This window comes from Arthrobacter sp. NQ7 (assembly GCF_029581595.2).
Lineage (GTDB): Bacteria > Actinomycetota > Actinomycetes > Actinomycetales > Micrococcaceae > Arthrobacter > Arthrobacter phenanthrenivorans_B.
Genome location: NZ_JARFXU020000023.1, coordinates 36,633 through 58,650 on the forward strand (window position 1 = coordinate 36,633; position 22,018 = coordinate 58,650).

The window sequence follows — 22,018 nt, forward strand, 5'->3', positions numbered from 1 at the left end:
ACTCACCTTCTCTCCTATAGGCATACCTCCCCGCGGTCGGTCAGGTCGCCCATTCCCGTTTTTCCGCGCCAGCACTGGGAAGCAGGGGTGGTCATCGGGTCGGTCACGGGTCGGTCAGGGTGGTCATCGCCGTTCCGGGCCACGAAGTATGCCTTCGGCGGGGCCGCCGCACACAACCAGAGCATGAGCAGCCACGCCTTCGACCGCGCCCAGCACACGAGGTCCACCGGCGGGACCTTCACCGCGGCAGCCCACTCCGACGACCGAGGAGCTGACACTCGCTAGGTATGACGTAACGCCCCGTCGCCCGTGGAGGGGTGGCTGTCTGGCTCACTGGGAATAGCCGCTTGCATAGCCAAGCGAGCCAATGACCCCCGAATCTGTTCGGGCGCTAGCCCCCAGGTGTGACCTGATTGCAGTGTGCGGGCGCCCCGCACTCGATCCCCTGCTAGCCCGGAGAGGAGAATGTTGGCGATTTCTCGATCTCTCAAGTAACGTGCGAATCACACAACTCAACCGAGCGGAAGACTGGAACCGACCAGCACGCACGGGACGCCACAGGCCCCATGGCCCACACACCACACAACTCAGCCGAGCGGAAGGGCGCTTCCATGGGGTTCATGCTGATGGCTTTCAGCATTGACAGCTACTAGTACGCCATGCTGCCTTGTCCGATCGGATGGATGGCTAGTGTCTCCGGCGGGTCTTATGCTGGCCTCATGCCTCAGTTCGATACCGACGCGCAGCCCGGCGAGCCAGAGTGGTGGCAGATCCTGGCAGCGCGGGGGCCTTGGATCCTACTCCTCGGATTCTTCCTCGTCTGCTTCATCTGGTGGCTTGCCGCCCGCCAGGATGCCAAGTCTGCCGAGCGCCAGAAGTTGTGGCGCCGTGCTGAGTGGGCGCTCGATGCTTCGTTGGACGAGGATCCGAAGCGGCAGCGTACCGGGCATGCCGTTCTTGACCTACTGGGCAGCAGAATCCCGGCAGGATCGGACGAAGCCCGAATCTTCGCCGAGGTAGTCCGAGAACGTCCTGCACGCCCCGACTGCGTAGCAGACACGGACCGCCGGCCTCGTTAGCAGCGGCAAACGGCCGAAGGGCGGGAGTTACGTGGGGCCCACGAGCCGCTTGACGCAGGGTTTCGGTTCGCCATGTGGGCATGGTCGGCGCCGCCGCGCAAATGGCTCGCGCGCCTCCGCGGTGTCTGGAAGGCAGTGGAAATGACCGACCGACAGAACGTCCCCGTCGCCGAGCGCGCCGCCCGGGTGGCCGCCGCCGTGGACGACTACCGGGGAAGCAGCAGCTTACGTCGGGCCCCACCTGCCCAGCGGTTGATGCCGAGAGGTGTGCGTGCCGGAAACCCTTGACCTCTACGGCGCGCGACGGTCATGCTGGACCCTACATCTGCTCGTCCAGAGGAGCGTCAACGTGGACATCTTCCGTAGCAAGTGGTCATTCAGGTCCCGTCTTCCCCTGACAGCGGTCCTTGCCGGGTTCTTGATGCTGTGCACTGTCCCGGCGGAAGCTGTAGCCGCCACGGGCGGAACAGGCAACGACGTTTCGTGGCCGCAGTGCAACAAATCGCTGCCCAAGGGCCAAACCTTCGGGATCGTGGGCGTCAACAAAGGGCTCGCGAACACCACCAACCCCTGCCTGGATTGGGAGCTGTCCTGGGCTGCTTCGTCCACCGGCGGGACGGGACAGCCCAAGGTGGCTCTGTACGTGAACACTGCCAATCCAGGATCCGCAGGCTCCTGGTGGCCAACCAGCAACACCTATGGCGGCAAGACGGTGACGAACCCATACGGCCAGTGCAGCAGCGGAGACTTCGGGCCGGCGTGCTCCTACATGTACGGCTACGCCAAAGCGTACGACGATGCCAACATCCGGGGCGTCAGCAATCCCGGCACCTACGCCTGGTGGCTTGACGTCGAAACCGGGAACAGCTGGTCGGCAGACCAGACTGCCAACCGCGCCGATCTGGAAGGGATGATGGCGTACTTCACGTCCATCGGCGCGACAACTGGGTTGTACTCCACGGCGAGCCAATGGTCCCAGATCGCAGGCACCGTCCCTGCCTCGAGCCCGCTCTACACAGTGAAAAGCTGGTTGGCCGGAGGCAGGTCCCTGACTGCCGCGAAGAGGATGTGCTCAGAAGCGGCGCTGACTGGGGGAGGGAAAGTTACCCTCACGCAGTATGTCTCGGGCACCTTCGACTACGACAACTCCTGCATCTGACTCACTGGGCCGTCCCGGTACTGGATCAGCCGGGGTTCCCCGCTGTGCCCCACACATGGGGGCCATGGAACCGTCCGCACTATCACCACCATCGACGAGCTGGCCGGACAAGAACCGGTTCGACTTCTACGGCGCGGTCTTGCTTCCTGCTGGCACGGCCTTGAAAGCACTCCCATGGCGGGCCGGGGAGTAGTGCCATCTTGGGCGCGTTTCCATGTGCGATCGCAGGGTTCACCTTGTTGGCTGTTAAGGTCAACCAAAGGTAGCCGGCGACTGAGCTCACCAGGCTTCGACATGACTCCAAGCCCCGCCGTGCCCGGCGGCCAGGCATTGGTATCGGCAAAATCTAGGATGTTTCAGTGAATTCTTTGGCACAGGGCGTGCGGGCGACCGACTTGAAGCGCACGAATGGTCGTGTCGTACTCGATGACGTTCGGGCTAACGGACCCACTACCGCGCCGGAGATCGGCAAGAGGACCGGGCTGTCCAAGCCGACCGTTGGTTCGGCCCTTCGAACCCTCCAGGGAGCCGGCTTTGTGCGGGAGCGGGGCCTCAAAGCGGGTCAATCCGGACAAGCTCCCCTGCTCTGGGCCATTGACGAGCGCGCAGGCCTGGTCCTGTCCCTCGACGTAGGAACGCAGTGGGTGCGGCTTGGTCTGCGCAGACTGGACGGGCAGCCCCGCGGGACGTTCCGTGCACGGTCAGAGTCCGGATCCGCAGAGGACATGTTGCACGCGCTGACGGAAGCACTGAGTGGCCTGCTCGCCCAGGAAGGTGTGGCGAGGGAGGCGATCGTGTACGCCGTCATGGGCAGCCCCGGTGTCGTTGACCCTGCCTCGGGTCGCCTACAGCACGCTTCCAACCTTCCCGGCTGGGACGACGTGTCGACCATGACCGCCCTGCACGAGCTGTTCGGGCCGAACTTCCTCATCATGAAGGATGTCTATTTGGCGGCGCTCGGGGAGGCCGAGGCCAGGAACACGGACGGGGCCAAGGACTTCGTCCTGCTGTCAGTCGGCAGGGGCGTGGGCGCTGCAGTTGTCCGCGATGGCCAGCCGCTGTCCGGTGCGAACGGTCTGGCAGGGGAAATCGCGTTTCTGCCACTGGGCGTGGACCCGCTCAACCCGAGCACACCCTCTCTGCGCGGTTCCCTGGAGGAAGCCGCATCGGCCGACGCGATGCTGTCCTCGAGCGGATTTTCCGACGTCGCCGAACTTGTCCGGGCCGCCCGCGAAGGGCACCAAGGGGCAGCTGAGGCGCTGGCCAGGGAAGCGCGGCTCGTGGCTTACGCACTCAGCCCACTCCTGCTCGTCGTCGATCCCCCGCTGATCGTGCTCACCGGCAGTGTCGGACTCCATGGCGGTCCGGATTTTGCCGAAGCGGTGCGGCACGACCTCGGGGAGCTGCTCCCGGTCCGCATCCCTTCGGTGGAGACCAGTGCGGCCGGAGAGCTCGCGATCCTGCGCGGGGCGGAGACCAAGGGCACAGAGCTCGCATGGGACATGCTGATGACGGGCCTCTGACCCCGATCCCGCGCCGTGCTTGCAGGGGCCTTGACCTTGATCGGAAAACTGTTTTACGATTGAGCTACACGGCTCCCGCCCATGTTTCGCATGTGCTTCGGGATCAGCCCTCTCCCAAAGGATTCACAATGGCGTCCATTCCTGCCCGCGCACCCCAGCTGCGCCGTCGCATCGGCTCGTTTCAGGCCACAGCGCTCAACATGTCCCAGATGGTCGGCATCGGCCCATTCATCACCATTCCCGCCATGATCGTTGCCTTCGGCGGACCACAGGCCGTGGTCGGCTGGATCGCCGGCGCGGTGCTCGCCCTCGCCGATGGCCTCATCTGGGCCGAACTCGGCGCCGCAATGCCGGGCTCGGGAGGCACCTACGTTTACCTTCGCGAAGCCTTCAAATACCGGACGGGACGCCTCATGCCGTTCCTGTTCGTCTGGTCCGCCGTGCTCTTCATCCCCCTGGTCATGTCAACGGGCGTCATCGGATTCGTCCAGTACCTGGGCTACCTGGTCCCGGGGATGGAAGACCTGACAGGTACCTTCGTCGGCCTTGGCCTGATCCTGGTCATCACCGCCGTCCTGTGGCGCCGCATCGAATCGCTCGGCAAGCTGACCGTCGTACTGTGGGCCATCATGGTCCTCACCGTCCTGACGGTAATCGTCGCGTGCTTCACCCACTTCAACCCCGCGCAGGTTGTCGACTACCCCGCCGGCGCCTTCGACATCACCTCGGGCGGCTTCTGGATCGCCTTCGTCGCCGGCCTGACGATTGGCATCTACGACTACCTTGGCTACAACACCTCCTCGTACATGGGCGCCGAAGTCAAGAACGCCGGAAAGACCATCCCCCGCTCCGTCGTGTTCTCCGTCGTGGGCATCATGGTGATCTACCTGTTCATGCAGATTGGCGTCCTGGGCGTGGTCAAGTGGCAGGAAATGCTCGACACGGACTCGCTGGCGTACCAGTCGCTCGCCTCCCTAGTCCTCCAGCGCACCTGGGGTCCGGACGTCGCCAACATCGTTACCGTCCTCATCCTGATCACGGCGTTCGCCTCCCTGATGGTGGGCCTCCTGGCCGGCTCGCGGGTCCCCTACGACGCCGCCCGCGACGGAGTGTTCTTCAAGTCCTTCGCGAAGCTGCACCCGACAAAAGAGTTCCCAGTCGCAGGACTCATCGCCATGGGCGTCATGACCGCCGCCGGATTCCTCATCGGCCGGGCAACCAACATCAGCGCACTCATCCAGCTCCTGACGGCCGTCATGGTCCTCGTGCAGGCCCTCGGACAGGTAGCCGCGGTGGTCGTTCTCCGCCGCCGCAAAGACATGGTCCGGCCGTACAAGATGTGGCTGTACCCCGCGCCGCTGATCATCGCAGGACTCGGCTGGCTGGTCATCTACTTCTACTCCGACGTCAACGCGCCGGACCTGCACCCCGTCGAGCTCTCCCTGGCGTGGGTAGCTGCCGGTGCCATCAGCTTCTTCATCTGGGCCAAGCGCGAAAAGACCTGGCCGTTCGGCCCGCTCCCGGTCGACAAGAACGAAGTCGATGAGGAAATCAGCGTTCACGAGGTCAACGCATGAACGGTTCAACACCAGCCCAACTGGCTGTCGGCATCGACGTCGGCGGAACCAAGCTCAAAGTCTGCGCAGCAACCCTTGACGGCCGCATCCTGGCCATCTCCGAAGCCCGCGGACCCGCCGGCCGCCACACCACCCGGGTACTCAAGGACGTCCAGGCATGCTTCACGAATGTGCTGGACAGGGCGGCCGCGCTCCTTGGCCGTGACGTGATCGCTGGCGCGGTCGGGCTCGTCACGCCCGGCGTCATCGGGGAGAACGGCATCGCCCTCACCCCGAACAACCCCGGGATGGAAACGTCCTTGCCAGCCGAGACCATTGCCGCCATGCTCGGTGTCGGAAGCGTTGCCTGGGCCAACGACGTCAAAGCCGCGGCCATGGCGGATCACCAGTGGGGCGAACTCCAAGGCGCCCGCTGCGGCTTGTACATCAATCTCGGCACCGGCCTCTCCGCCGGAGCCGTCATCGACGGCAAACCACTGATGGGTGCCAACGGCGCGGCCCTCGAGATCGGCTACCTGCTCCCTGTGTCGGCTTCCCACACTCGCGGACACCGCAGTGGCAGCGCGCCACTGGAGGACGCCGTTTCAGGACGGGCCCTGGGTGACAGGGCGCTTGCGTCCACGGGAGAGTCGGCGACCGCCTCGGAGATCCTCGGCGCCTGGGCCAAGAACCCAGGCTCCGGGACGGTGTTGTCTGAGTTGGGCGCGGAATTCGTCGATGAACTCATCCACATGGCATCCAACCTGGCCATCACCCTGGACCCGGACATCATCTCGATCGGAGGCGGCGTCACCGCTGCCGCCGAGGTTTTCATGCCGCGGCTCCGGGATGCACTGGACGAATTCGTGCCGTATCCCCCGGTGGTAGCGGTTTCCCCGATGGCAGGCGACCTGTCCATGCTCGGGGCGCTCTTCATCGCCTACCAGAGCCTTGAGGCACCCGTGCCGTCCCTGTGCCTGCCGCTGCCAGCAACAGCACACAACCTGGACGAAACCCTCCGCATGCCCGAACCATCCCGCGCAGGAGCATAAAAACCGTGGACATCATTGTCACCGAGACGCTGGACGAACTTGGGACCGCCGCCGCTGACCTGGTTCTCGCGCAAGTTCGGGCTAAACCGTCGACGGTCCTGGGCGTCGCCACAGGGTCCTCGCCGCTGCCGGTCTACGAGCACCTGGCCCGCGCCGAAGCCGACTTCCGCGGGGTCACGTGCTTTGCCCTGGACGAGTATGTGGGCCTTCCCGCAGAGCACGAACAGAGCTACGCCCATTTCGTCCGTCACAAAATCTCTGCGCCTCTGGGGATCCGGCCCGAAAACACCCACGTCCCGAGGTCGGAGGACGGATACGGCGCGTCCGCCTGCGACCACTACGAGGACCTGATTCGGCGTGCAGGAGGAATCGACCTCCAGATCCTGGGCATCGGACGCAACGGGCATCTCGCCTTCAACGAGCCGGGTTCGCGGTTCGACTCCCGCACCCGCATCATCCAGCTCACGCAGGACAGCAGGAAGGCAAACGCACGGTTCTTCCCGTCGATTGAGGATGTTCCCACCCATGCCATAACCCAAGGCCTCGGAACCATCCAGGAAGCGCGCCATCTCCTGGTGGTCGTGAGCGGCGAAGCAAAAGCCGCTGCGGTGCGCAGGGCGGTTGACGGACCCGTCACCAAAGACATGCCCGCATCCATCCTCCAACGACACCCCAACGTGTCAATGGTCCTGGACGAAGCAGCGGCAAGCCTGCTCAGCAGGAGCCACGCCCTATGAGCGACAGGGCCGCCTAGAGCCGTAGGTTGGCCATCGGCTTCGGCTCGTCATTAGGGCTTCCCGCCGGCGACGGCGCCTGCCTCGGAAGTTATTGGTCCTTGGCCCACTCCCGGAGCTTCTGTACTGTCGTCGTGACGGCATCGTCCCACAGTGACGCGTTAGGAAGGAGGCGTGGCCTCCGCGTGAGTCGTCAGATCGATCAGCGTGCCGTCCGTGTCGGTGATGACCGCAATACCCAGCTTCAGGGCAGCTTTAGAGCATTTCTTGCAGCCGCTCAGCAGGAACCATGCCCTCGCCACCCGGGCCACCTGGTGTCCGCAAAGCGTGCCGGAGCTCTGCGAAGACTTCAAGGCAAGGTGCGTGGACGTTCCGCCAGGCGTGCTGACGACCAAGACGTCCTGGGTTCGACGCCAGTCCGCCCCGTAGGCCTCGTTCGCGAGGATGTTGGGCACGCTGTTTCGGATGATGACCTCGTCGTCTGGCATCAGCCCGGAACGTTCCGCGGATCGTTGCCATAGCTGTTCTTCTCCGAGATGGTGCCGTCCTGGTTCTTGATGACGTGCTCGACCTTGCCAGCCTGTGCAGCCTGGCGGCCAGCGTCGACCGCATCGTCCTTCTTGCTGTAGCCGGCGCCGAACGCGCGGTCGTTGCCTTCACGGCGGTTCTTCCACGAACCGTCTTCCCAGTACGTCTCGATGTCACCCTGTGCCACTGCGTTCTCCTTCGGATTGCGGGTAGCGAAAAGCCCCGCAAAACGATTCGCAAAGCGGGGCGTTTCTGGACAGCATTTCCGCCCCATGGGGGGATGGGCGAAAAAACTACCCCACAGTAACCGCAGCCCCGTCTATGCTCCCAAGCGCCACGCCGGGTTGGACCCGATAGGCGGAACTAGACTTTTTGGGTGATGATCACTGGCACTCTCGTGAATTCCGACGGCAGCCACGGAAGCATCGATGCCGAAGGCGCGACATACGAGGAAGCACGCACCAAGCTCGACGAGCTCCTGCAGGAAGGGCAGCAGCTGATCGTCATCCGCACCGACCGTACTAGCCGGCTGTCCGAGCGGCAGCGTGCCCGATAGCAAGATTCACGGGCGGGTCCTAGGCTAACCCCATGACTCAGTATCCGATCTACGCGCAATCTGGGCCGCCCGAGTGGTGGCAGATCCTTGCTGCCTTGGGTCCGTGGATCCTGCTCTTGGCGGCCAGCATCGTGGGCTTCATCTGGTGGCTGGCTCTCCGCCAGGAGACCAAGGCTGTAGGTCGCAACGATCAGTGGTCCCGGGTGGTGTGGGCACTTGAAGCCAGCCTGGACGCGGACCAGCAGAAGCGGCGCGCAGGCCGTGCCGCTCTTGACGTGCTGGACAGGGAAGCCGTGCCAGGCTCCGACGAGGCCAAGATCATTGCCCAAGCACGCCAAGGTAGAAGTTTCGCCCCCAAAGGTGGAGCCGCTGAGACGGACGATGAGCCGAACTAGTCGTGGGCAGAGCAGGGTCGTGAATGAACGGGAGATATTTATAGCGCTGAGCGCGGAGGACAACCTGCCGCGGGGCAACATCTGGAGGGTCACTGCCAAGAAGACCGACTTCTATCTCGACTTCGAAGGTGATCATGCGGGCGGTTTTCATCTGTCCATGCACGGTCCGTCACGGAATTTCAGCGGTCACCGCTTCCACATTGAGAGCAACGAGCAAGCGGTCAGCACCGCTCGGGCCAAAGGCGCATTCATAGAGCATGACCTCGGTCGTGCGCACGCTTTTGATGGAGTCCGACTAACCGACCGTGCATACCGCGTCGCCCGATTGCGCTTCAGGTGGGACCTTCAGCGTCCTCGCTACCGCGAAGCGGCGCTCTCACGCACCCCCATGCCGAAACTGGGGACAGGGAGAGATGGAAGATCTCTCAACACTTCGCTGCCTCCCAACTACGCGTGGGACATTGATTTCGTAGTTGCCTACGGGGAACCCTACTGGCCCGCCCCTGACGAATCCGATGGTCCTAGCGCCCGAATCGGGCCGCTGGCCAATGACGCGGGCATGTGGTTGACGGCAACGTCTTATCATCGCCCTCAAGACGTGTATCCGAGCCCGGAAGAACTGCAGCTGCCGACACCAGGGGCCGGCGAAACACCGCACACCATCATGAGCGGCGGTCCTGGGCATCTCGGGGTCCAGGACATGTACTGGTTCGTCGAAGGGGTTACTACCAGAGAGTTGCTGGCCAAGACTGCTGCCAGCAAGGGGAGAAGCTTGGACGCCCCCTCGGCCTGATGCTCCCGTTGCTTCACGGACGGTTGCGCGCAAAGTCCTCCAGATACTCCATCAGCCGCCCCGGATGCCCAAGCGCTTTTACAGGCCGCGGGTAGTTCTGTACCGGCAAAGGTGTGAGCATCCAGTGGGTAAAGGAGTTGTGCGGCACCTTCAGCTCCAGGGCACGACTGAACAGAGTCTGGACCACTGGGTGCGGCAGGCCGTCCTCCCCGAACTGGTAGCTCGGGGCGAAGGTCTTATCGTCGATAAAGACCGGCACTAACTGCTGCAGGTACGGCTCCGGATCACCGGTCAGCGCCTCGAAGTGCTGCACGCACTCTTCCAGAGTCATCAACCTGAAATCGCCGAGGTTCTCCCACCATTCAGGCTCTATGGCTGGCCAGTAGCGGGGTTCAGCCTTCGCACTCAACGCAATAGCCGTGGCCGTCTTTTTCACGGACCTTCTGGGACCGGTGTCGGACCAAGAAGCAGGAGTAACAGGTGAACTCATCGTCGGCCTGGGGGATGACCTGAACGACCAGCTCTTCGGCGATGAACTCGCCGCCGGGGGTGAGCCCGTCCAGCGTGTCTGCTTCGTCGAGCTCCAGCACAACGGACTTCGCATCGGGGGCCTTGGCGGACTTCAGTGCCTCCAGGGAGCTGTCCTGGGATTCCTTGACGTCAGTCCGCAGTTCGTCGTAATCGGTTGCCACTTTTAGGTGCATCTCATTTCTCGTGAGGGGATTGTCGGCGACTGCAACATACCGGACAACGGAAGAATTCCCTAGCCGTGGGGCAGAATGGGCGCATGTGCGGCAGATACGTGATGTCCAAGGCCACCGGCGACCTCCTGTCCTCCTTTGAGGCCAAGGAGATGGAAGGCACTCCGCCGTCACCGAGCTGGAACGTGGCGCTCACCCAGAACGTCCCCATCGTGGCCGAGCGGCTGGATGAGGGCAGCCTGGAACGGCACCTGCTGATTGCCCGCTGGGGGCTGGTCCCGTCCTGGGCCAAGGACATCAAGATTGGGTCCCGGATGATCAACGCCCGGAGTGAATCAATCCTCGAGAAGCCCTCGTTCCGGAAGGCCGCCGGGAAGCGCCGCGCCATCGTGCCGGCCGAGGGCTACTACGAGTGGCAGAAGACCGAGGACGGCAAGAAGATTCCCAACTACCTGTACTCCGAGAAGGAGCCGCTGCTGGGCTTCGCCAGCCTGTACGAGTGGTGGGCGGACCCGGCCCTGGCGGAGGATGACCCGGGCAAATGGCTGCTGTCCTTCACGGTGCTGACCACGACGGCGCAGGACGCTCTGGGGCACGTCCACGACCGGTCCCCGGTCATCATTCCGCGCGACCGGTTCGCCGAGTGGCTGGACCCGGATCTGTCCGATAAGGGCGACGTCCAGCACCTGTTCGACTCCCTGCCCGAACCCACCCTGGTTCCCAGGATCGTCAGCACCCGGGTGAACAGCGTGCGGAACAACGGTCCCGAGCTGATCGAGCCAGCCGAGTGAATAGCCAGTTGCCGGACGATCCAGCGCCTGACATGGAAATGACATCAAAGGAGGCTGCGGCCTACCTCAGCGGCCCGGTCGGCTACACCGTGAGCGCTAAATTTCTGCGTGGCCTCCGCTATGCCAGCAGAGGGCCAGTCGTGGAGAAGCGCGGATCCAGGCTCGTGTACCGCAAGTCCACCCTGGACGCGTTCCTTCTGGAGAACGGAACCGATCCGACAGCGTGGTACGCAGGAATGTGGCGAGAGGTCGCAGGACAGTTGCGAGCCATCGCCGAGGCAACGGGCGATGACGGGTTCAACCCGCTAATCGAGACCTTGGAGAGGCGCGACCCGCCTGAAGACTGGGATCCAGACCTGGCGAAATGAGCGTCGCAACTAGCTGAGTAGGTGGTTTTCTCAGAGCGGCCTTTTGCTAGTCACCGGGGAGCTTGTGATGAAATCGCCTCTAGGTCCGAGCAAGGGCAAAAGAGGGATGGGGACTATGCTGCTCGTCGCGATGCTTGACGGCCAACGTGTCGATGCAACAACCTACTCGCCCGAGGCCTGGAAGGAACTGCAGAACTCGGAGGACCGCAAGCGCATGGTCCTGCCGCTGTGCGGCGTGCGGGCCGTCGCTATGACTAGAGGGCGCAATACCAGGTATTTCGCCCATCATGGCAAGCGGGATTGCGAGGCGGCGCATGGCGGGGAAACGCCACAGCACATCGCAATGAAGGAAGCCCTAAGGTCTTGCATCGAACGGGTGCCGGGCTGGCAGGCCAGCGTTGAACACCAAGATCCACTGGGTGATTGGACTGTGGACGTCTTGGCCAAAAGGGATGATGCCAAATATATGGTTGCTTTTGAGGTTCAATTGTCTCCGCAAAGCCCCTCTGAGTACTTCAAAAGATCTCAGCGGTACTTCGACAGCGGCCTCTTTCCCGTGTGGCTGGTCCCCCACAAGCTTGAATACGACCGGATCAAAGTACCGGTGGTCGTAACCGGCTATGGCAAAACGTCGCCTGTCCCGACTGACGCTTTCGAACTCCTGTTGCTACCTGCCCACCAGGACTTCGTGAAGGCTGGCCGTGAGCTCGGCGCTTTCGTCGAAGCCCTGCTCCGCATCGGTCACTCCTGGAAACTGGGTTCTCCAAGGGACCAAGCCGAGCGGGAAAGGGCGAAGGCGGCAAGGGAGGCGGTGCAGGCAGAAGCTGAGCGCCGACAGGCTGCGGCCCTGGAGGCCCGCATCGCAGTCATGAACGAAAATTCCGCCTCAACGGAATCTGCCTTCGGCCAGCACGTCGTGCGAACCGAAACCGATACGTACATCTGGGGAAGCCTCACCACGTGCCAGGACTGCGCGGAACCAATGCTGGTTTGGGACGCCCGCAGCCCGGGCTTCCGAAAGAGATGGGTGAAGGTACCCGGGCCCAGGATAAAGCCGGACGTCGGCCCGACTCGAATTGAGAATCTTCCCGAGATCCACCACGCCGTCGATGCATGGGCGAAGGCCGTCAAGGCGGACGTGCGCAAGGCGCTCATCAAGCCGCGGCGGACCGGGGCCAGTGGGCGGCTCTACAGTGCCTTCGTGTGCCCCTCGTGCGACACCACGATGGGCCAGTACTTCATCTCGCGGATCCCGCCGAACAAATGGTCCATCATTAGCGGTCCGACCGTAGACCCCGTCGCGGTGCCACCTTCACGCCGTCCTGCCCCCGCAGCCCGCGTCGCCGGCGGGGCCAAACGTTGCAGAATCCACTCGGTGCCTAGCCAGGCCTGTAAGTTCTGTCGGAATGCCGGGGCCTAACAATGAATGGTTTGGTCGGTGACAAGGGCGGCATGCGCTGAGGCAATCGCTTGGTGGGATAGATTTGGCTCGACTTTCTGATGCGGTTCCAAATGGGGTGTGGTGTGGCAACAAAGCTTTCTCTTGCAGAAATTAGGGCCAACGCGGGCAGGTTTGCCCGCCGGTGGAGTGACGCCAGCCGAGAGAATGCGGACACCCAGCTGTTCTGGGCAGAGTTCTTCGCAGCCTTCGGAATCGATGCCCGCCGATTCGTCGTCTTCGAGCATCACGCCAACCGGTTCAGTACAGGACGGTCAGGGCGCATCGACGTGTTCTGGCCCGGGGAACTCCTGATTGAACAAAAGTCTCGCGGCGCCGATCTGCGCAAGGCGGCCGACCAGGCCTACGACTACCTGGACTCCCTCGACGACAAAGACTTGCCCAAGCTCATCGTCCTCTGCGACTTCAACAAATTCGTCGTTCACGATGTCTCGGTCACCCCCAAGGTCACCCACGAATTCGACCTCAAATCGCTACCCAACCGCATCGGGCTCTTCACCTGGATGGCGGGGTACACCAGGGAACCGGCTGTTGCCGTTTCCGAGCAGGCAGCTAATGCGGAAGCCGTCGCCAAGATGGCGCAACTCTACGACGCCCTGGCTGTCGACAAGCTCTCGGACCACCACGTCTCCGTGTTCCTCACCCGCATCCTTTTCCTCCTGTTCGGAGAAGACACCGGCCTCCTCGAGCGAGGGCTTTTCCGGTCGATCATTGACGACAAGACAGCCGCAGATGGCTCAGACCTGGGCGCCTGGATCCAGGACATATTCCAGACGCTCGACACGGCGCCGGCGAACCGTTCATCGCGTACGGACGAAATGCTGCTCAGGCTGCCCTACGTCAATGGCTCGATTTTCACGGAGGTCATCCCTACCGCTCACTTCGACAAGACTATGCGCCAAGCACTGCTGTCTGCCTGCAAGTTTGAATGGGCCCGCATATCACCCGCCATTTTCGGATCCATGTTCCAGGCTGTGAAATCAAAGGAGGCACGTCGAGGCCTCGGGGAGCACTACACGACCGAACGAGACATCTTGCGGGCCATCGGGCCACTCTTCCTGGACCAGCTTCACTCCGAATTTCGGGCGGGCCAGTTCAGCGTGAAGAATCTGAACGCTCTCTGGGACAAAATCTCGTCCTACAAGTTCCTCGACCCGGCATGTGGTTGCGGCAATTTCCTTGTGGTCACCTACCGGGAACTCAGGGCACTGGAACTGCGGATCATCGAGCAACTGCAGCAGCTCCAAGCGGGCGGCGGCCAGACCGTGCTGCTCGGTGAGGACATGGGGTTGAAAGTCAGCCTTGCGCAGATGCACGGCATAGAGATCGAAGAGTGGCCGGCGCGAATCGCTGAGGTCGCCCTGTTTATCGCTGATCACCAAGCGAATCGCCACATGATGGAGACCGTCGGTTCGGCCCCTGACCGTTTGCCGCTGACCATCTCGGCAAAGATCGTCAGGGACAACGCGCTTGGCCTGGACTGGAACCTGGTGCTGCCTGCTGGGGACGACGTCGTTGTGGTCGGCAACCCGCCCTTCATCGGCATCAGCCTCCGAACCGACCAGCAGACCGCCGAGCTGAAGGCTGTCTGGGGAAAGAAGCACTACCACGGAAGCCTGGACTACGTGAGCGGCTGGTACATCAAAGCCGCCAACTACATGGGGACGCATCGTGGACGGGTCGCCTTCGTCTCCACGTCGTCCATCTGCCAGGGCGAACAAGTGGCTCCACTGTGGGGTCCAATCCTGGGCCGTGGGTTCCAGATCGACTTCGCGCACCGGACCTTCGCCTGGACCTCTGAAGCCAGTGGTAAGGCATCCGTCCATGTTGTAATCGTGGCGTTCTCCCATGGGGGTGTGGTGGGGCGGAAGATCTTGTACGACTACCCAAACATCAAGGGCGAGCCCACGATGAAAGAGGTATCGAACATCTCCCCTTATCTGGTCGAGGGCCCGTCCGTGGTCGTTTACCCGCAGTCAAAGCCTCTGAGTCCGGCGCTTGGCGAGGTCCGCTACGGTAGCAAGCCCACCGATGGCGGAGGATTCTTCATCGGGCCCGAGGAATACAGCCAGTTCATGAGCGATCCCGCGGCCGCCAAGTAAGTTCGCCCCTTTGTGGGCACTAAGGAGCTGCTGCACGATATACCCCGGTGGTGCCTCTGGATGGTTGACCTTGATGCTTCCGACCTCAGGAACTCGGCCCTCCTGCGGGAAAGGCTGGAGCGGGTGAAGTCATTCCGCTTGGCCAGCGATGCGGCATCTACACGTGAATACGCAACGATGGCGCGCTTGTTCCGACAGATAGCCCAGCCGGAAACGAACTACCTCTGCATCCCCCGCCACGTCTTGGAAAGGCGGCTGTTCTTCACCGCCAAACGCCTTGGCCCGGAAACAATATCCGGTGACGCCAACTTCGTGGCTGATGATCCCGACGGCTTCATGTTCGCTGTCATCTCTTCGACGGCATACGTGGTCTGGCAGAAGACAGTTGGCGGCCGCATTAAGAGTGACCTGAGGTTCTCCAAGCTAGGCGTCTGGAACACCTTGCCGCTGCCGTCGGTTTCGTCCGAACTGCGCAAGGAGATCGTGGCGGCCGGCGAAGCAGTTCAGGCAGCTAGGGCGAACCACCCGAGCCTCTCACTGGCCCAAATGTACGATCCGGACGCCATGCCGCTGGACCTGATCAGGGCCCACACGAACCTGGACAAGGCAGTGGACCGGGCGTTCTTCGGCCGCAAGTCGGTGCAGGACGATGAGCGACGCCTCACGCTTCTCTTCGAGCTCTACAAGGACATGGCAACCGCCCAAAGCGCGGCGGCCTGAGCCTGTCGATTCGTGATCGGAGAAGGGTAGAACGTTGGTATACGGCTTTCGTCAGTCAAGATCACCTGTGTCACCGGTCGAGGTTCTCAGGGGTTTTTTCGGGCGTCTTCCCGGGGAAAGGGAGCTTAGCTCTCTCTCCATTACAAAGATGGAAGGTCTCGGGGAAGCACTTGTGCAATCGGCCGAGGCTTCAATCGCCGAGCCAGTGCCCCCGGGAACCTACTATCCAGGCGGCTGGCTTGCCGGAGGCTGGCTTGGGCCTCACTTCCAACCCGAGATTCATCTTGCTTTGCTCTACTACCCACGGCTGTTGGTCCATGACCCGCTAAGCAGCTATTTCTTTGATCGATTCGATGATCTGCCAAAGATGAAAGAGATTCGGATGGTCAATAGGACAAGCCGGTCGCACATTGCGGCGATGTACGCCGGGCCCGATGTGTTTGCCAAGCACGCCGTGTACGCAACGCAAAAAGTGAATCCGGAGCAGGCTCTCGAATGGTTCAAGGGCCTCATCCGAAGCGTTGTTTCGTTCGCCCCGCTCATCGATGATGGCATCCTCATACTCCGTCCGCAGTGGCCAACCATCCTGGCTCGCAAAGAGGCGCTAATGGCTTCAGTCCGCCATGATGTTCGGACACCCGAGATGATTTCCGCTGCGGAATACGATCCTGCTGAGCTGACGCGGTGGGACAACATACGCGGAGGCAAGCTAACCGTGGGGGGTGGCATCCCGCATCCCGCGGATATTGCCTGGACAAATCAGGAAGAGTTTTTCTACCTGGCAAAGACGCTCGCCGTAGCCGATCAAGCCGGCGCTACGTATGTTCCGTCTACCGATGCCGACTACGAGCTACTCCGAGCGAAGGCCATCAGCGGTGCGTCGAAAATCCGAGGGATCCAGCAACATCCCGAGAAACTGCTCGAGGAGGTTTCACGGCTCGTTGTCCCAAGCCTGAAAATCGATCCAAAAACAACGGTCCGCGTCCGACAGGATGAGGAGAGTTTTGATTCCTGGAGGCGGGAACTTTCGACGCTGGCCAGGGACAGCAAAGATGACGACGCAGAGGAGCTGGCCGCGCGTGTCGAGGACATGCTGATTCCACGCATTCGGGAACTTAATCGTTCTCTCCAGCGAAGTCGGCCTCTCAGGGACAACTTGATAGCTGACGGAGCCTCTATCGTCGTGGCGGCCGGTGTAGGGGCTGCGGCCGGGGGCCCAACGGGCGCTGCACTTGCTGCGGGAATGGGGGCACTGCCGGGTGTGATTGGTTGGCTCTTCAAGGCCTACCAGCGCCCCAATCTCAGTGGGTCGGACACAGTCCTCGCGCGACTAATACAGAAGTAACCACTGTCAGCGGGCCATGGTGACGGCACCGTGACCAATGCCGGGATGACGGGATTGCTGTGCCTGACCGGTCCTCCCCGACGTTCATTGAAAACGGACAGGTCACCGGCCCGGCAGCTGTACGTCCGCCGTCGCCAGCTCGGGTCTCGGCCGCAGGTATCTCACGGCGTGCCTGAGGGAATTTCCCGTCCAGGCAGTATCAGCTGATATTTCGACGACAAGCGGCTCAACCAGCGTCAGCGCCACCGGCCCCTTGTCCTTACTGAACCGATTGAGCATGGTGTCGGTGATCACCGCCGGCCACGGGTGCACTCCGTCCGGTGGCCTTATATACAGTGCCAATTCACGCGAGGCCTTGGCGCTCAAGGGCACTGACCGTCCAACGATCCGCAGCCGGCCGTCGACCGGCAGGCCGGCCACCACGTATTGGGGGTGGTCGATAGGGCCGATGACCGCACCGCAGATAACGTCGACGACTTCGCGCCGCTTGACCTTAATCCACTGCCGAACGGACCCTTGGTAAGGCTGTGCGGCGCCCTTGACGACGAGGCCCTCCAGCCCGGCATGATGCAGCTCCTCGAAGCACTTCAGGGCTTCGTCGCGGTCCCTGGTAACGGGTGAGAGGTTCAGCGGAGGCTCCCAGTCGGCGACCAGTTGCTCCAGCAGTTCCCGGCGCTCCGTCAGGGGCATGCTTCTGATGTCGTGCCCCGCTACAGCCAGCAGATCGAAGGCAGCGAAGGAGGCCGGATGTTCTTGGGCGGCGGCAGGCAGGGCTTTCTTGGACGTGACCAGGCGGAGCTGCAGCGCGTCGAAGTCGAGCCGGTCCCCCGTCCAGATCACCGCCTCGCCGTCCAGGACGCAGCCTGGACGGCGATCTGCGCGGCCGCGGCCTCCAGCAGCTCCGGGAAGTAGCGTGAGAGATCTCGCCCCTGGCGGCTCCACAGCGAGACGCCGTCGCCGCTGGCGACAATTGCTAACCGGAAGCCGTCCCACTTGGGCTCATACATGCAGCCGCCGGGCAATGCTCCCGCCGGCGGGACTGATTCGGCACTATTAGCCAGCGCCAGGGATACCGGCGGACGCAGCGACGAGGGAATGTCTTCTCTCATGCCGCAACGGTACGTCGCGGATGGACTCCAGCAGTCATTGCTCCGTGAGCCGGAGTCGACTTGGCCTTAGGATTGCGGCATGTACGACGATGACGGCATGGCGGCGCTGCGGCAGCGGCGTACCCCGGTCAAGCATTTTGGGGAGACGCTGCGGGCCAGCAAGTACAGCTATCGGCTCAAGCGGGCCGAGTATGCACTCATCAGCCGGAAGCCAACGGCGAAGCGGCCCCGGTATGAGTACAGCGCCGAGGAGTGGGACGCAGAGGCCTGGGCGTTTGAAGACGAGGCGCACATGCGGTTCTCTGATGAGTTCTGTGAGGACCGTCGGCAGGCGGCGCTGGAGAACTTTGACCTCAACATGGCGTTCTTCAAACAGCTCTCCGGAAAGGGCTTTCTGGACGCACTGAGCGGCATGCTGGCCAAGCATGAGAGCCTCCAGCCCGTCAAAGACCTGCGTGACTGGGCAGGCGTAGAGGGCGTCTACGTCATGGTCCTCGACCGATACAAGCAGGCCTACACCGGGCAGGCTGAAGACATCCGGGGGCGGATCAAGAGGCACTGGAGCGGCACCAAGCAGTTCGACCGTCTGATTTTCGAAGACAAGGAAACCTCAGTCCTGTCCATCGACTCGTTCAGGGCCTTGGATACCAGCCGCATCTTCGCGGCTAAAACTAAGCGGCGGTGGGAGCTGGAGCGGCGCATCGTCAACGATTACCAGCCGGACTTCCTTCTCAACCGGGTTCCCGGTGGCGAAAGACCTACGGGAGACCGATTCCTGTTATGGGAGGTCAAGCGGCGGCAGTTGCTGGCCAACACCCGGGAAAGCAAGGAGGAGTCCGGAGCCGTTGATTTAGTCGTTGCTGATTGACTCCAGCAGCCACTGCTCCGAGAGGGGCTCACGGCGCAGCTCAAACGTCGTCAACGGGGACATAGAATCAGCGCGCACCTGCACTTGCCAGTGCTCGATGTCCACGACGTTGCCGATGCCGACCGGGACGCTTCTCCTGGTCTCCCACCAGGAATCCCGCGTGAAGCAGTGGACAGGCTCTGCTGCCACGGCCCACAGCTTCCCGTCATACCGGACCGCCAGCGGAGTGCCGGCTTTGGTGAAGCGGACCGCCACGGGGATGTTCAGGGCGGGTGCTTCGGGGGTGGCTGTCATTTCGGGTCACTCTTTCGGTGAGTTAGGCGGCTTTGACGAGAGGTAGCTCGTCCCAGTGCGTGGTGTAGCGGGGTGAGAGCATGTCGCGTTTCATGGTCCAGTCGGGCCCTCCCCTGATGCCACCGTGGCCCAGACCGATCGAGCCGCGGCCGTACCGGCGGGCGACGTCCTCCAGGAGCGAGCCGATGTGGCGCTCCTCGTGCGGGTTCTCGAAGAGGGACAGCGGCGCCTGGTTGCCGGTCGGGCGCAGGTCGGTGACCATAATGCCGGCCTTGGCATAGCGGATGCCCTCGACGATCCGCGGCAGCAGCGCGTGGGCAGCCTTGGTCAGGAGGACAGGGTCGGCAGTGCGCATCGGCAGCGGGACGCACACCGAGGGGTAGGACGTGTCTTTCGGGTTGAAGTGCGAGGTGCCGGCGAAGGCGGTAAGGACCTTGGCCTGCAGCCTATGCTTCGCCAGCCGCGCCGAGGCCTGCTGCCCGTATGCGCTCATCACCTGTCGGATGCCGGCAGCGGTGGTGATGGGCTTGGCGAAGGAGCGGGAGAAGATCAGCTGATCGCGCCCGATCCGTTCCTCCTCCATCGGGATGCACGGGGTGCCCTGGAGTTCCAGGACGGTGCGCATCATGACGATGGAGAACCGGTCGCGGATCATGACCGGGTCGGCGCGGACCAAATCGAGGATCGTGAAGATGCCCATGCCGTTAAGTCGCCTTGTCAGCCGGCCCGCGATGCCCCAGACCTCCTCCACGGAGAGCCGCTCCAGCAGCGCTTCCCGCACCGCCGCGGGAACGGACTCCCAGTGGCACACTCCCCCGAATGCCGGGTTGTTCTTGGCCCACTTGTTGCACAGTTTCGCCAGGGTCTTCGTGGGCGCGATCCCGACGCAGACGGGAACGCCCACGTGCCGCCGTACCGCGGCTTTCATAGTCCGGCCGAGGTCGAGCAGCTGCTCGGGTACACCCTTGACGCCCAGGAAGGCTTCGTCGATGCTGTACACCTCGAGCCACGCGGAGTACCGGCCCAGCAGTTCCATCACCCTGGCGCTGATGTCGCCGTAGAGCTCGTAGTTGCTGGACAGGGCCACGAGCCCCCACTCTTTGGCCCGGGGGGCGAGTTTGAACCACGGATCGCCCATCGCGATGCCAAGCTTCTTGGCCTCTGGGGACCGGGTCACGGCGCAGCCGTCATTGTTGGACAGTACGATCACCGGCTTGCCCTCCAGGGAGGGGTTGAACGCCCGCTCCGCGGAGGCATAGAAGCAGTTGACGTCCAGGTGGGCAATCTGTGGCATCCGCCGCATCACCGCTGGCTTAGACATGGCCGGGGTCGCATCTGATGCGGAAACGCGCGCTACACATGGTGAAGACACCTGGTGGCAACGCCCCAGATCGTCAGGTCGGAAAGTGACGGCACGGGGATGTCAGGGTAGGCGGGGTTCTCGGCCTGCAGCACGACGCCGGCGGTGGTGATCCGCAGCCTCTTGATCGTCAGCTCCCCGTCCAGGACCGCCACGACCACGCATCCGTCGTGCGGTTCGAGCGCTCGGTTTACGACCAGCTCGTCGCCGTCGCTAATGCCGGCACCCTCCATCGATGATCCGGACACGCGCACGATATAGGTGCTCGCGACGTCCTTGATCAGGTGTTCGTTCAGGTCGATCCGGCCCTCGAAATAGTCCTGCGCCGGCGACGGATAACCCGCCGCGACCGGCACCGGGGAGGCCAGGACCAGCAGCATGGACACCTCCGCATCTACCACACGAGGGCCGACAATTACAGGCACAACACACCTTTATTCGAACATACCTTCGACTACTCAGTGTACGCGTGGCCCCGGACAAAGGAGCCTGTCGGAATGAAATGAAGGTGTTGCGCTGGCGAGGGGTAGCATTCGCGGAATGAACGATGAGCTCACGGCTCGCCTGGTGCGTCAGGCGATGCAAGCAACCGCTGAGGGAGAGGCGGTCGACGGCCGCCCGGAGGCCGCGCTGTCACTAAGGGCCGTGGGCTTGTCCGTTGAGTCCATCGCTCAAAAACTCGGCTGCAGCACATCGGTGGTCCAGGCTGCCCTGGATACCGCCGCCGCCCGCCGCCCTCGCGGATTGCGGCGCGAGGAGCGCTTCCCGTACGAGCTGCACGTCCTGCTCGCTGCCAAGCTCCGCGACCACCCGGAACTGCGCGACCTGGCCAGAGCGAACATCCGGCGCATGCGCGAAACGCCCAGGGCCCCAATGGCTGAAGACTGGGTGGACCGGTGGGAGGAGATCCTGGACCTGTCGGCGGATGCTGCGGAGCGCCAGATGCTGCGAGGTGATGAGCTGGGCAGCGACCTTCGGCAGATGAGCCCCTTTGCCGGCGCGCTCGACCAGGACGAGCGCGCAGTCGCGATGAAGAAGGCGCAGCTCCTCGCTGGCCTTTCAGCCTCAGGAAGGTCCTAGCTCAAGGAAGCCAGGTACCGCTGCACGACGTCCTCGCGGATGCGGCCGCGAGGATTCACCTCGATGCCGTTCGCGCCTGCCCAAGCTCGGACGGCCTTAGTGTCGGCCGCCGGCGGGAGCTGGCGAACGGCAGCCGCCCTCCCGACCTTCTCCTTGCGCGCCGCCTGCGCATAGCGGGTCAGCACGCCTCGAAGTGCGGCTGCGTTCTGACCTGCCAGGTCAATCTCGTAGTCGGTGCCGTCCAGGCCAAACCGGAGGGTCTCAGTCGCCTCGGATCCATCGAGGTCGTCAATCAGTTCAATCACGGTGCGTGTAGCCATCCGAAGATCGTAACGAGACCCGCCCCTCACAAAATGGTGCAACGCGGCCGAACGCGCTTGTGATCTAGCTCACGACGTGGCCGCTCTTAAGGGCTTTCAAAGCGGATCGTATGTGCTAGCCCGCTG

Annotated in this window: 26 protein-coding genes; 16 read left to right on the forward strand and 10 right to left on the reverse strand. The window is 63.0% G+C overall.

Annotated features, from left to right (window positions below):
* Positions 1-1,428 precede the first annotated feature (1,428 nt).
* The 5 genes from PUN71_RS18990 (at position 1,429) to nagB (ending at position 7,106) form a co-directional block, all read left to right on the forward strand.
* Entirely contained in the window at positions 1,429-2,238 is an 810-nt protein-coding gene (locus PUN71_RS18990) for a glycoside hydrolase family 25 domain-containing protein (RefSeq protein ID WP_502861068.1), read from the forward strand.
* A gap of 359 nt (positions 2,239-2,597) precedes the next feature.
* Positions 2,598-3,761 (forward strand): ROK family transcriptional regulator, encoded by a 1,164-nt coding sequence (locus PUN71_RS18995; protein ID WP_277799653.1) that lies wholly within the window; start codon positions 2,598-2,600, stop codon positions 3,759-3,761.
* 128 nt (positions 3,762-3,889) lie between these two features.
* Positions 3,890-5,338 (forward strand): APC family permease, encoded by a 1,449-nt coding sequence (locus PUN71_RS19000; RefSeq protein WP_277799654.1) that lies wholly within the window; start codon positions 3,890-3,892, stop codon positions 5,336-5,338.
* Entirely contained in the window at positions 5,335-6,369 is a 1,035-nt protein-coding gene (locus tag PUN71_RS19005) for an ROK family protein (protein WP_277799655.1), read from the forward strand. The genes PUN71_RS19000 and PUN71_RS19005 overlap by 4 nt, the downstream gene beginning before the upstream one ends.
* A 5-nt stretch (positions 6,370-6,374) precedes the next feature.
* Entirely contained in the window at positions 6,375-7,106 is a 732-nt protein-coding gene (nagB, locus tag PUN71_RS19010; protein ID WP_277799656.1) for a glucosamine-6-phosphate deaminase, read from the forward strand.
* 158 nt (positions 7,107-7,264) lie between these two features.
* On the opposite strand, the gene PUN71_RS19015 is transcribed toward nagB, so the two are convergent.
* Together PUN71_RS19015 and PUN71_RS19020 are read right to left on the reverse strand one after the other, a co-directional pair.
* A complete protein-coding gene (locus PUN71_RS19015) occupies positions 7,265-7,591 on the reverse strand; it encodes a hypothetical protein (RefSeq protein WP_277799657.1) in 327 nt (108 codons plus the stop codon).
* Complete coding sequence (locus tag PUN71_RS19020; RefSeq protein WP_277799658.1) at positions 7,591-7,818, reverse strand: DUF2188 domain-containing protein; 228 nt, start codon at positions 7,816-7,818, stop codon at positions 7,591-7,593. The genes PUN71_RS19015 and PUN71_RS19020 overlap by 1 nt, the downstream gene beginning before the upstream one ends.
* A 189-nt stretch (positions 7,819-8,007) precedes the next feature.
* Here PUN71_RS19020 and PUN71_RS19025 point away from each other — a divergent pair, with 189 nt between their 5' ends.
* From PUN71_RS19025 to PUN71_RS19035, 3 genes are read left to right on the forward strand one after another with little or no spacing between them, the layout of a single operon-like run.
* Positions 8,008-8,187 carry a hypothetical protein gene (locus PUN71_RS19025; protein ID WP_277799688.1) on the forward strand — a complete coding sequence of 60 codons (180 nt, stop codon included), beginning with the start codon at positions 8,008-8,010 and terminating at the stop codon, positions 8,185-8,187.
* A 32-nt stretch (positions 8,188-8,219) separates the two neighbouring features.
* Positions 8,220-8,582, forward strand: a complete 363-nt coding sequence (locus PUN71_RS19030) for a hypothetical protein (protein WP_277799659.1) — start codon at positions 8,220-8,222, stop codon at positions 8,580-8,582.
* Positions 8,583-8,601: 19 nt separating this feature from the next.
* Entirely contained in the window at positions 8,602-9,375 is a 774-nt protein-coding gene (locus PUN71_RS19035) for a hypothetical protein (protein ID WP_277799660.1), read from the forward strand.
* A gap of 13 nt (positions 9,376-9,388) precedes the next feature.
* Here PUN71_RS19035 and PUN71_RS19040 read toward each other — a convergent pair whose 3' ends face one another.
* Entirely contained in the window at positions 9,389-9,811 is a 423-nt protein-coding gene (locus PUN71_RS19040; protein WP_277799661.1) for a hypothetical protein, read from the reverse strand.
* On the reverse strand, positions 9,768-10,067 hold the full coding sequence (locus PUN71_RS19045) for a DUF4193 domain-containing protein (protein ID WP_018771439.1): 300 nt from the start codon (positions 10,065-10,067) through the stop codon (positions 9,768-9,770). The genes PUN71_RS19040 and PUN71_RS19045 overlap by 44 nt, the downstream gene beginning before the upstream one ends.
* A 95-nt stretch (positions 10,068-10,162) precedes the next feature.
* On the opposite strand from PUN71_RS19045, the gene PUN71_RS19050 reads away from it, so the two are divergent.
* From PUN71_RS19050 to PUN71_RS19075, 6 genes are all read left to right on the forward strand, one after another.
* On the forward strand, positions 10,163-10,867 hold the full coding sequence (locus PUN71_RS19050) for an SOS response-associated peptidase (protein WP_277799662.1): 705 nt from the start codon (positions 10,163-10,165) through the stop codon (positions 10,865-10,867).
* Positions 10,868-10,899: 32 nt separating this feature from the next.
* A complete protein-coding gene (locus tag PUN71_RS19055; protein WP_277799663.1) occupies positions 10,900-11,235 on the forward strand; it encodes a helix-turn-helix domain-containing protein in 336 nt (111 codons plus the stop codon).
* 115 nt (positions 11,236-11,350) lie between these two features.
* Positions 11,351-12,655 (forward strand): competence protein CoiA family protein, encoded by a 1,305-nt coding sequence (locus PUN71_RS19060; RefSeq protein WP_277799664.1) that lies wholly within the window; start codon positions 11,351-11,353, stop codon positions 12,653-12,655.
* Between the two features lie 104 nt (positions 12,656-12,759).
* A complete protein-coding gene (locus PUN71_RS19065) occupies positions 12,760-14,796 on the forward strand; it encodes a DNA methyltransferase (protein ID WP_277799665.1) in 2,037 nt (678 codons plus the stop codon).
* 12 nt (positions 14,797-14,808) lie between these two features.
* Positions 14,809-15,516, forward strand: a complete 708-nt coding sequence (locus tag PUN71_RS19070) for a type IIL restriction-modification enzyme MmeI (protein ID WP_349361821.1) — start codon at positions 14,809-14,811, stop codon at positions 15,514-15,516.
* 67 nt (positions 15,517-15,583) lie between these two features.
* Positions 15,584-16,861: a hypothetical protein gene (locus PUN71_RS19075; RefSeq protein ID WP_277799667.1), complete on the forward strand. Its 1,278-nt coding sequence runs from the start codon at positions 15,584-15,586 to the stop codon at positions 16,859-16,861.
* 102 nt (positions 16,862-16,963) lie between these two features.
* Here PUN71_RS19075 and PUN71_RS19080 read toward each other — a convergent pair whose 3' ends face one another.
* Both PUN71_RS19080 and PUN71_RS23120 read right to left on the reverse strand, forming a co-directional pair.
* On the reverse strand, positions 16,964-17,701 hold the full coding sequence (locus PUN71_RS19080) for an ATP-dependent DNA ligase (protein WP_349361822.1): 738 nt from the start codon (positions 17,699-17,701) through the stop codon (positions 16,964-16,966).
* Positions 17,698-17,970, reverse strand: a complete 273-nt coding sequence (locus PUN71_RS23120) for an ATP-dependent DNA ligase (protein ID WP_349361823.1) — start codon at positions 17,968-17,970, stop codon at positions 17,698-17,700. The genes PUN71_RS19080 and PUN71_RS23120 overlap by 4 nt, the downstream gene beginning before the upstream one ends.
* Before the next feature lie 79 nt (positions 17,971-18,049).
* On the opposite strand from PUN71_RS23120, the gene PUN71_RS19085 reads away from it, so the two are divergent.
* Positions 18,050-18,838 carry a GIY-YIG nuclease family protein gene (locus tag PUN71_RS19085; RefSeq protein WP_277799668.1) on the forward strand — a complete coding sequence of 263 codons (789 nt, stop codon included), beginning with the start codon at positions 18,050-18,052 and terminating at the stop codon, positions 18,836-18,838.
* On the opposite strand, the gene PUN71_RS19090 is transcribed toward PUN71_RS19085, so the two are convergent.
* From PUN71_RS19090 to PUN71_RS19100, 3 genes are read right to left on the reverse strand one after another with little or no spacing between them, the layout of a single operon-like run.
* Complete coding sequence (locus PUN71_RS19090) at positions 18,821-19,132, reverse strand: hypothetical protein (RefSeq protein ID WP_277799669.1); 312 nt, start codon at positions 19,130-19,132, stop codon at positions 18,821-18,823. The two genes, PUN71_RS19085 and PUN71_RS19090, sit on opposite strands and share 18 nt — an antisense overlap.
* Positions 19,133-19,154: 22 nt before the next feature.
* Complete coding sequence (locus PUN71_RS19095) at positions 19,155-20,453, reverse strand: Y-family DNA polymerase (RefSeq protein ID WP_277799670.1); 1,299 nt, start codon at positions 20,451-20,453, stop codon at positions 19,155-19,157.
* Between the two features lie 32 nt (positions 20,454-20,485).
* Positions 20,486-20,917 carry a LexA family protein gene (locus PUN71_RS19100; RefSeq protein WP_277799671.1) on the reverse strand — a complete coding sequence of 144 codons (432 nt, stop codon included), beginning with the start codon at positions 20,915-20,917 and terminating at the stop codon, positions 20,486-20,488.
* A 115-nt stretch (positions 20,918-21,032) separates the two neighbouring features.
* On the opposite strand from PUN71_RS19100, the gene PUN71_RS19105 reads away from it, so the two are divergent.
* Positions 21,033-21,572 (forward strand): hypothetical protein, encoded by a 540-nt coding sequence (locus PUN71_RS19105; protein ID WP_277799672.1) that lies wholly within the window; start codon positions 21,033-21,035, stop codon positions 21,570-21,572.
* Here the strand turns inward: PUN71_RS19105 and PUN71_RS19110 are convergent.
* Positions 21,569-21,892 carry a histone-like nucleoid-structuring protein Lsr2 gene (locus PUN71_RS19110; RefSeq protein WP_277799673.1) on the reverse strand — a complete coding sequence of 108 codons (324 nt, stop codon included), beginning with the start codon at positions 21,890-21,892 and terminating at the stop codon, positions 21,569-21,571. The genes PUN71_RS19105 and PUN71_RS19110 overlap by 4 nt on opposite strands.
* Between the last annotated feature and the right edge of the window lie 126 nt (positions 21,893-22,018).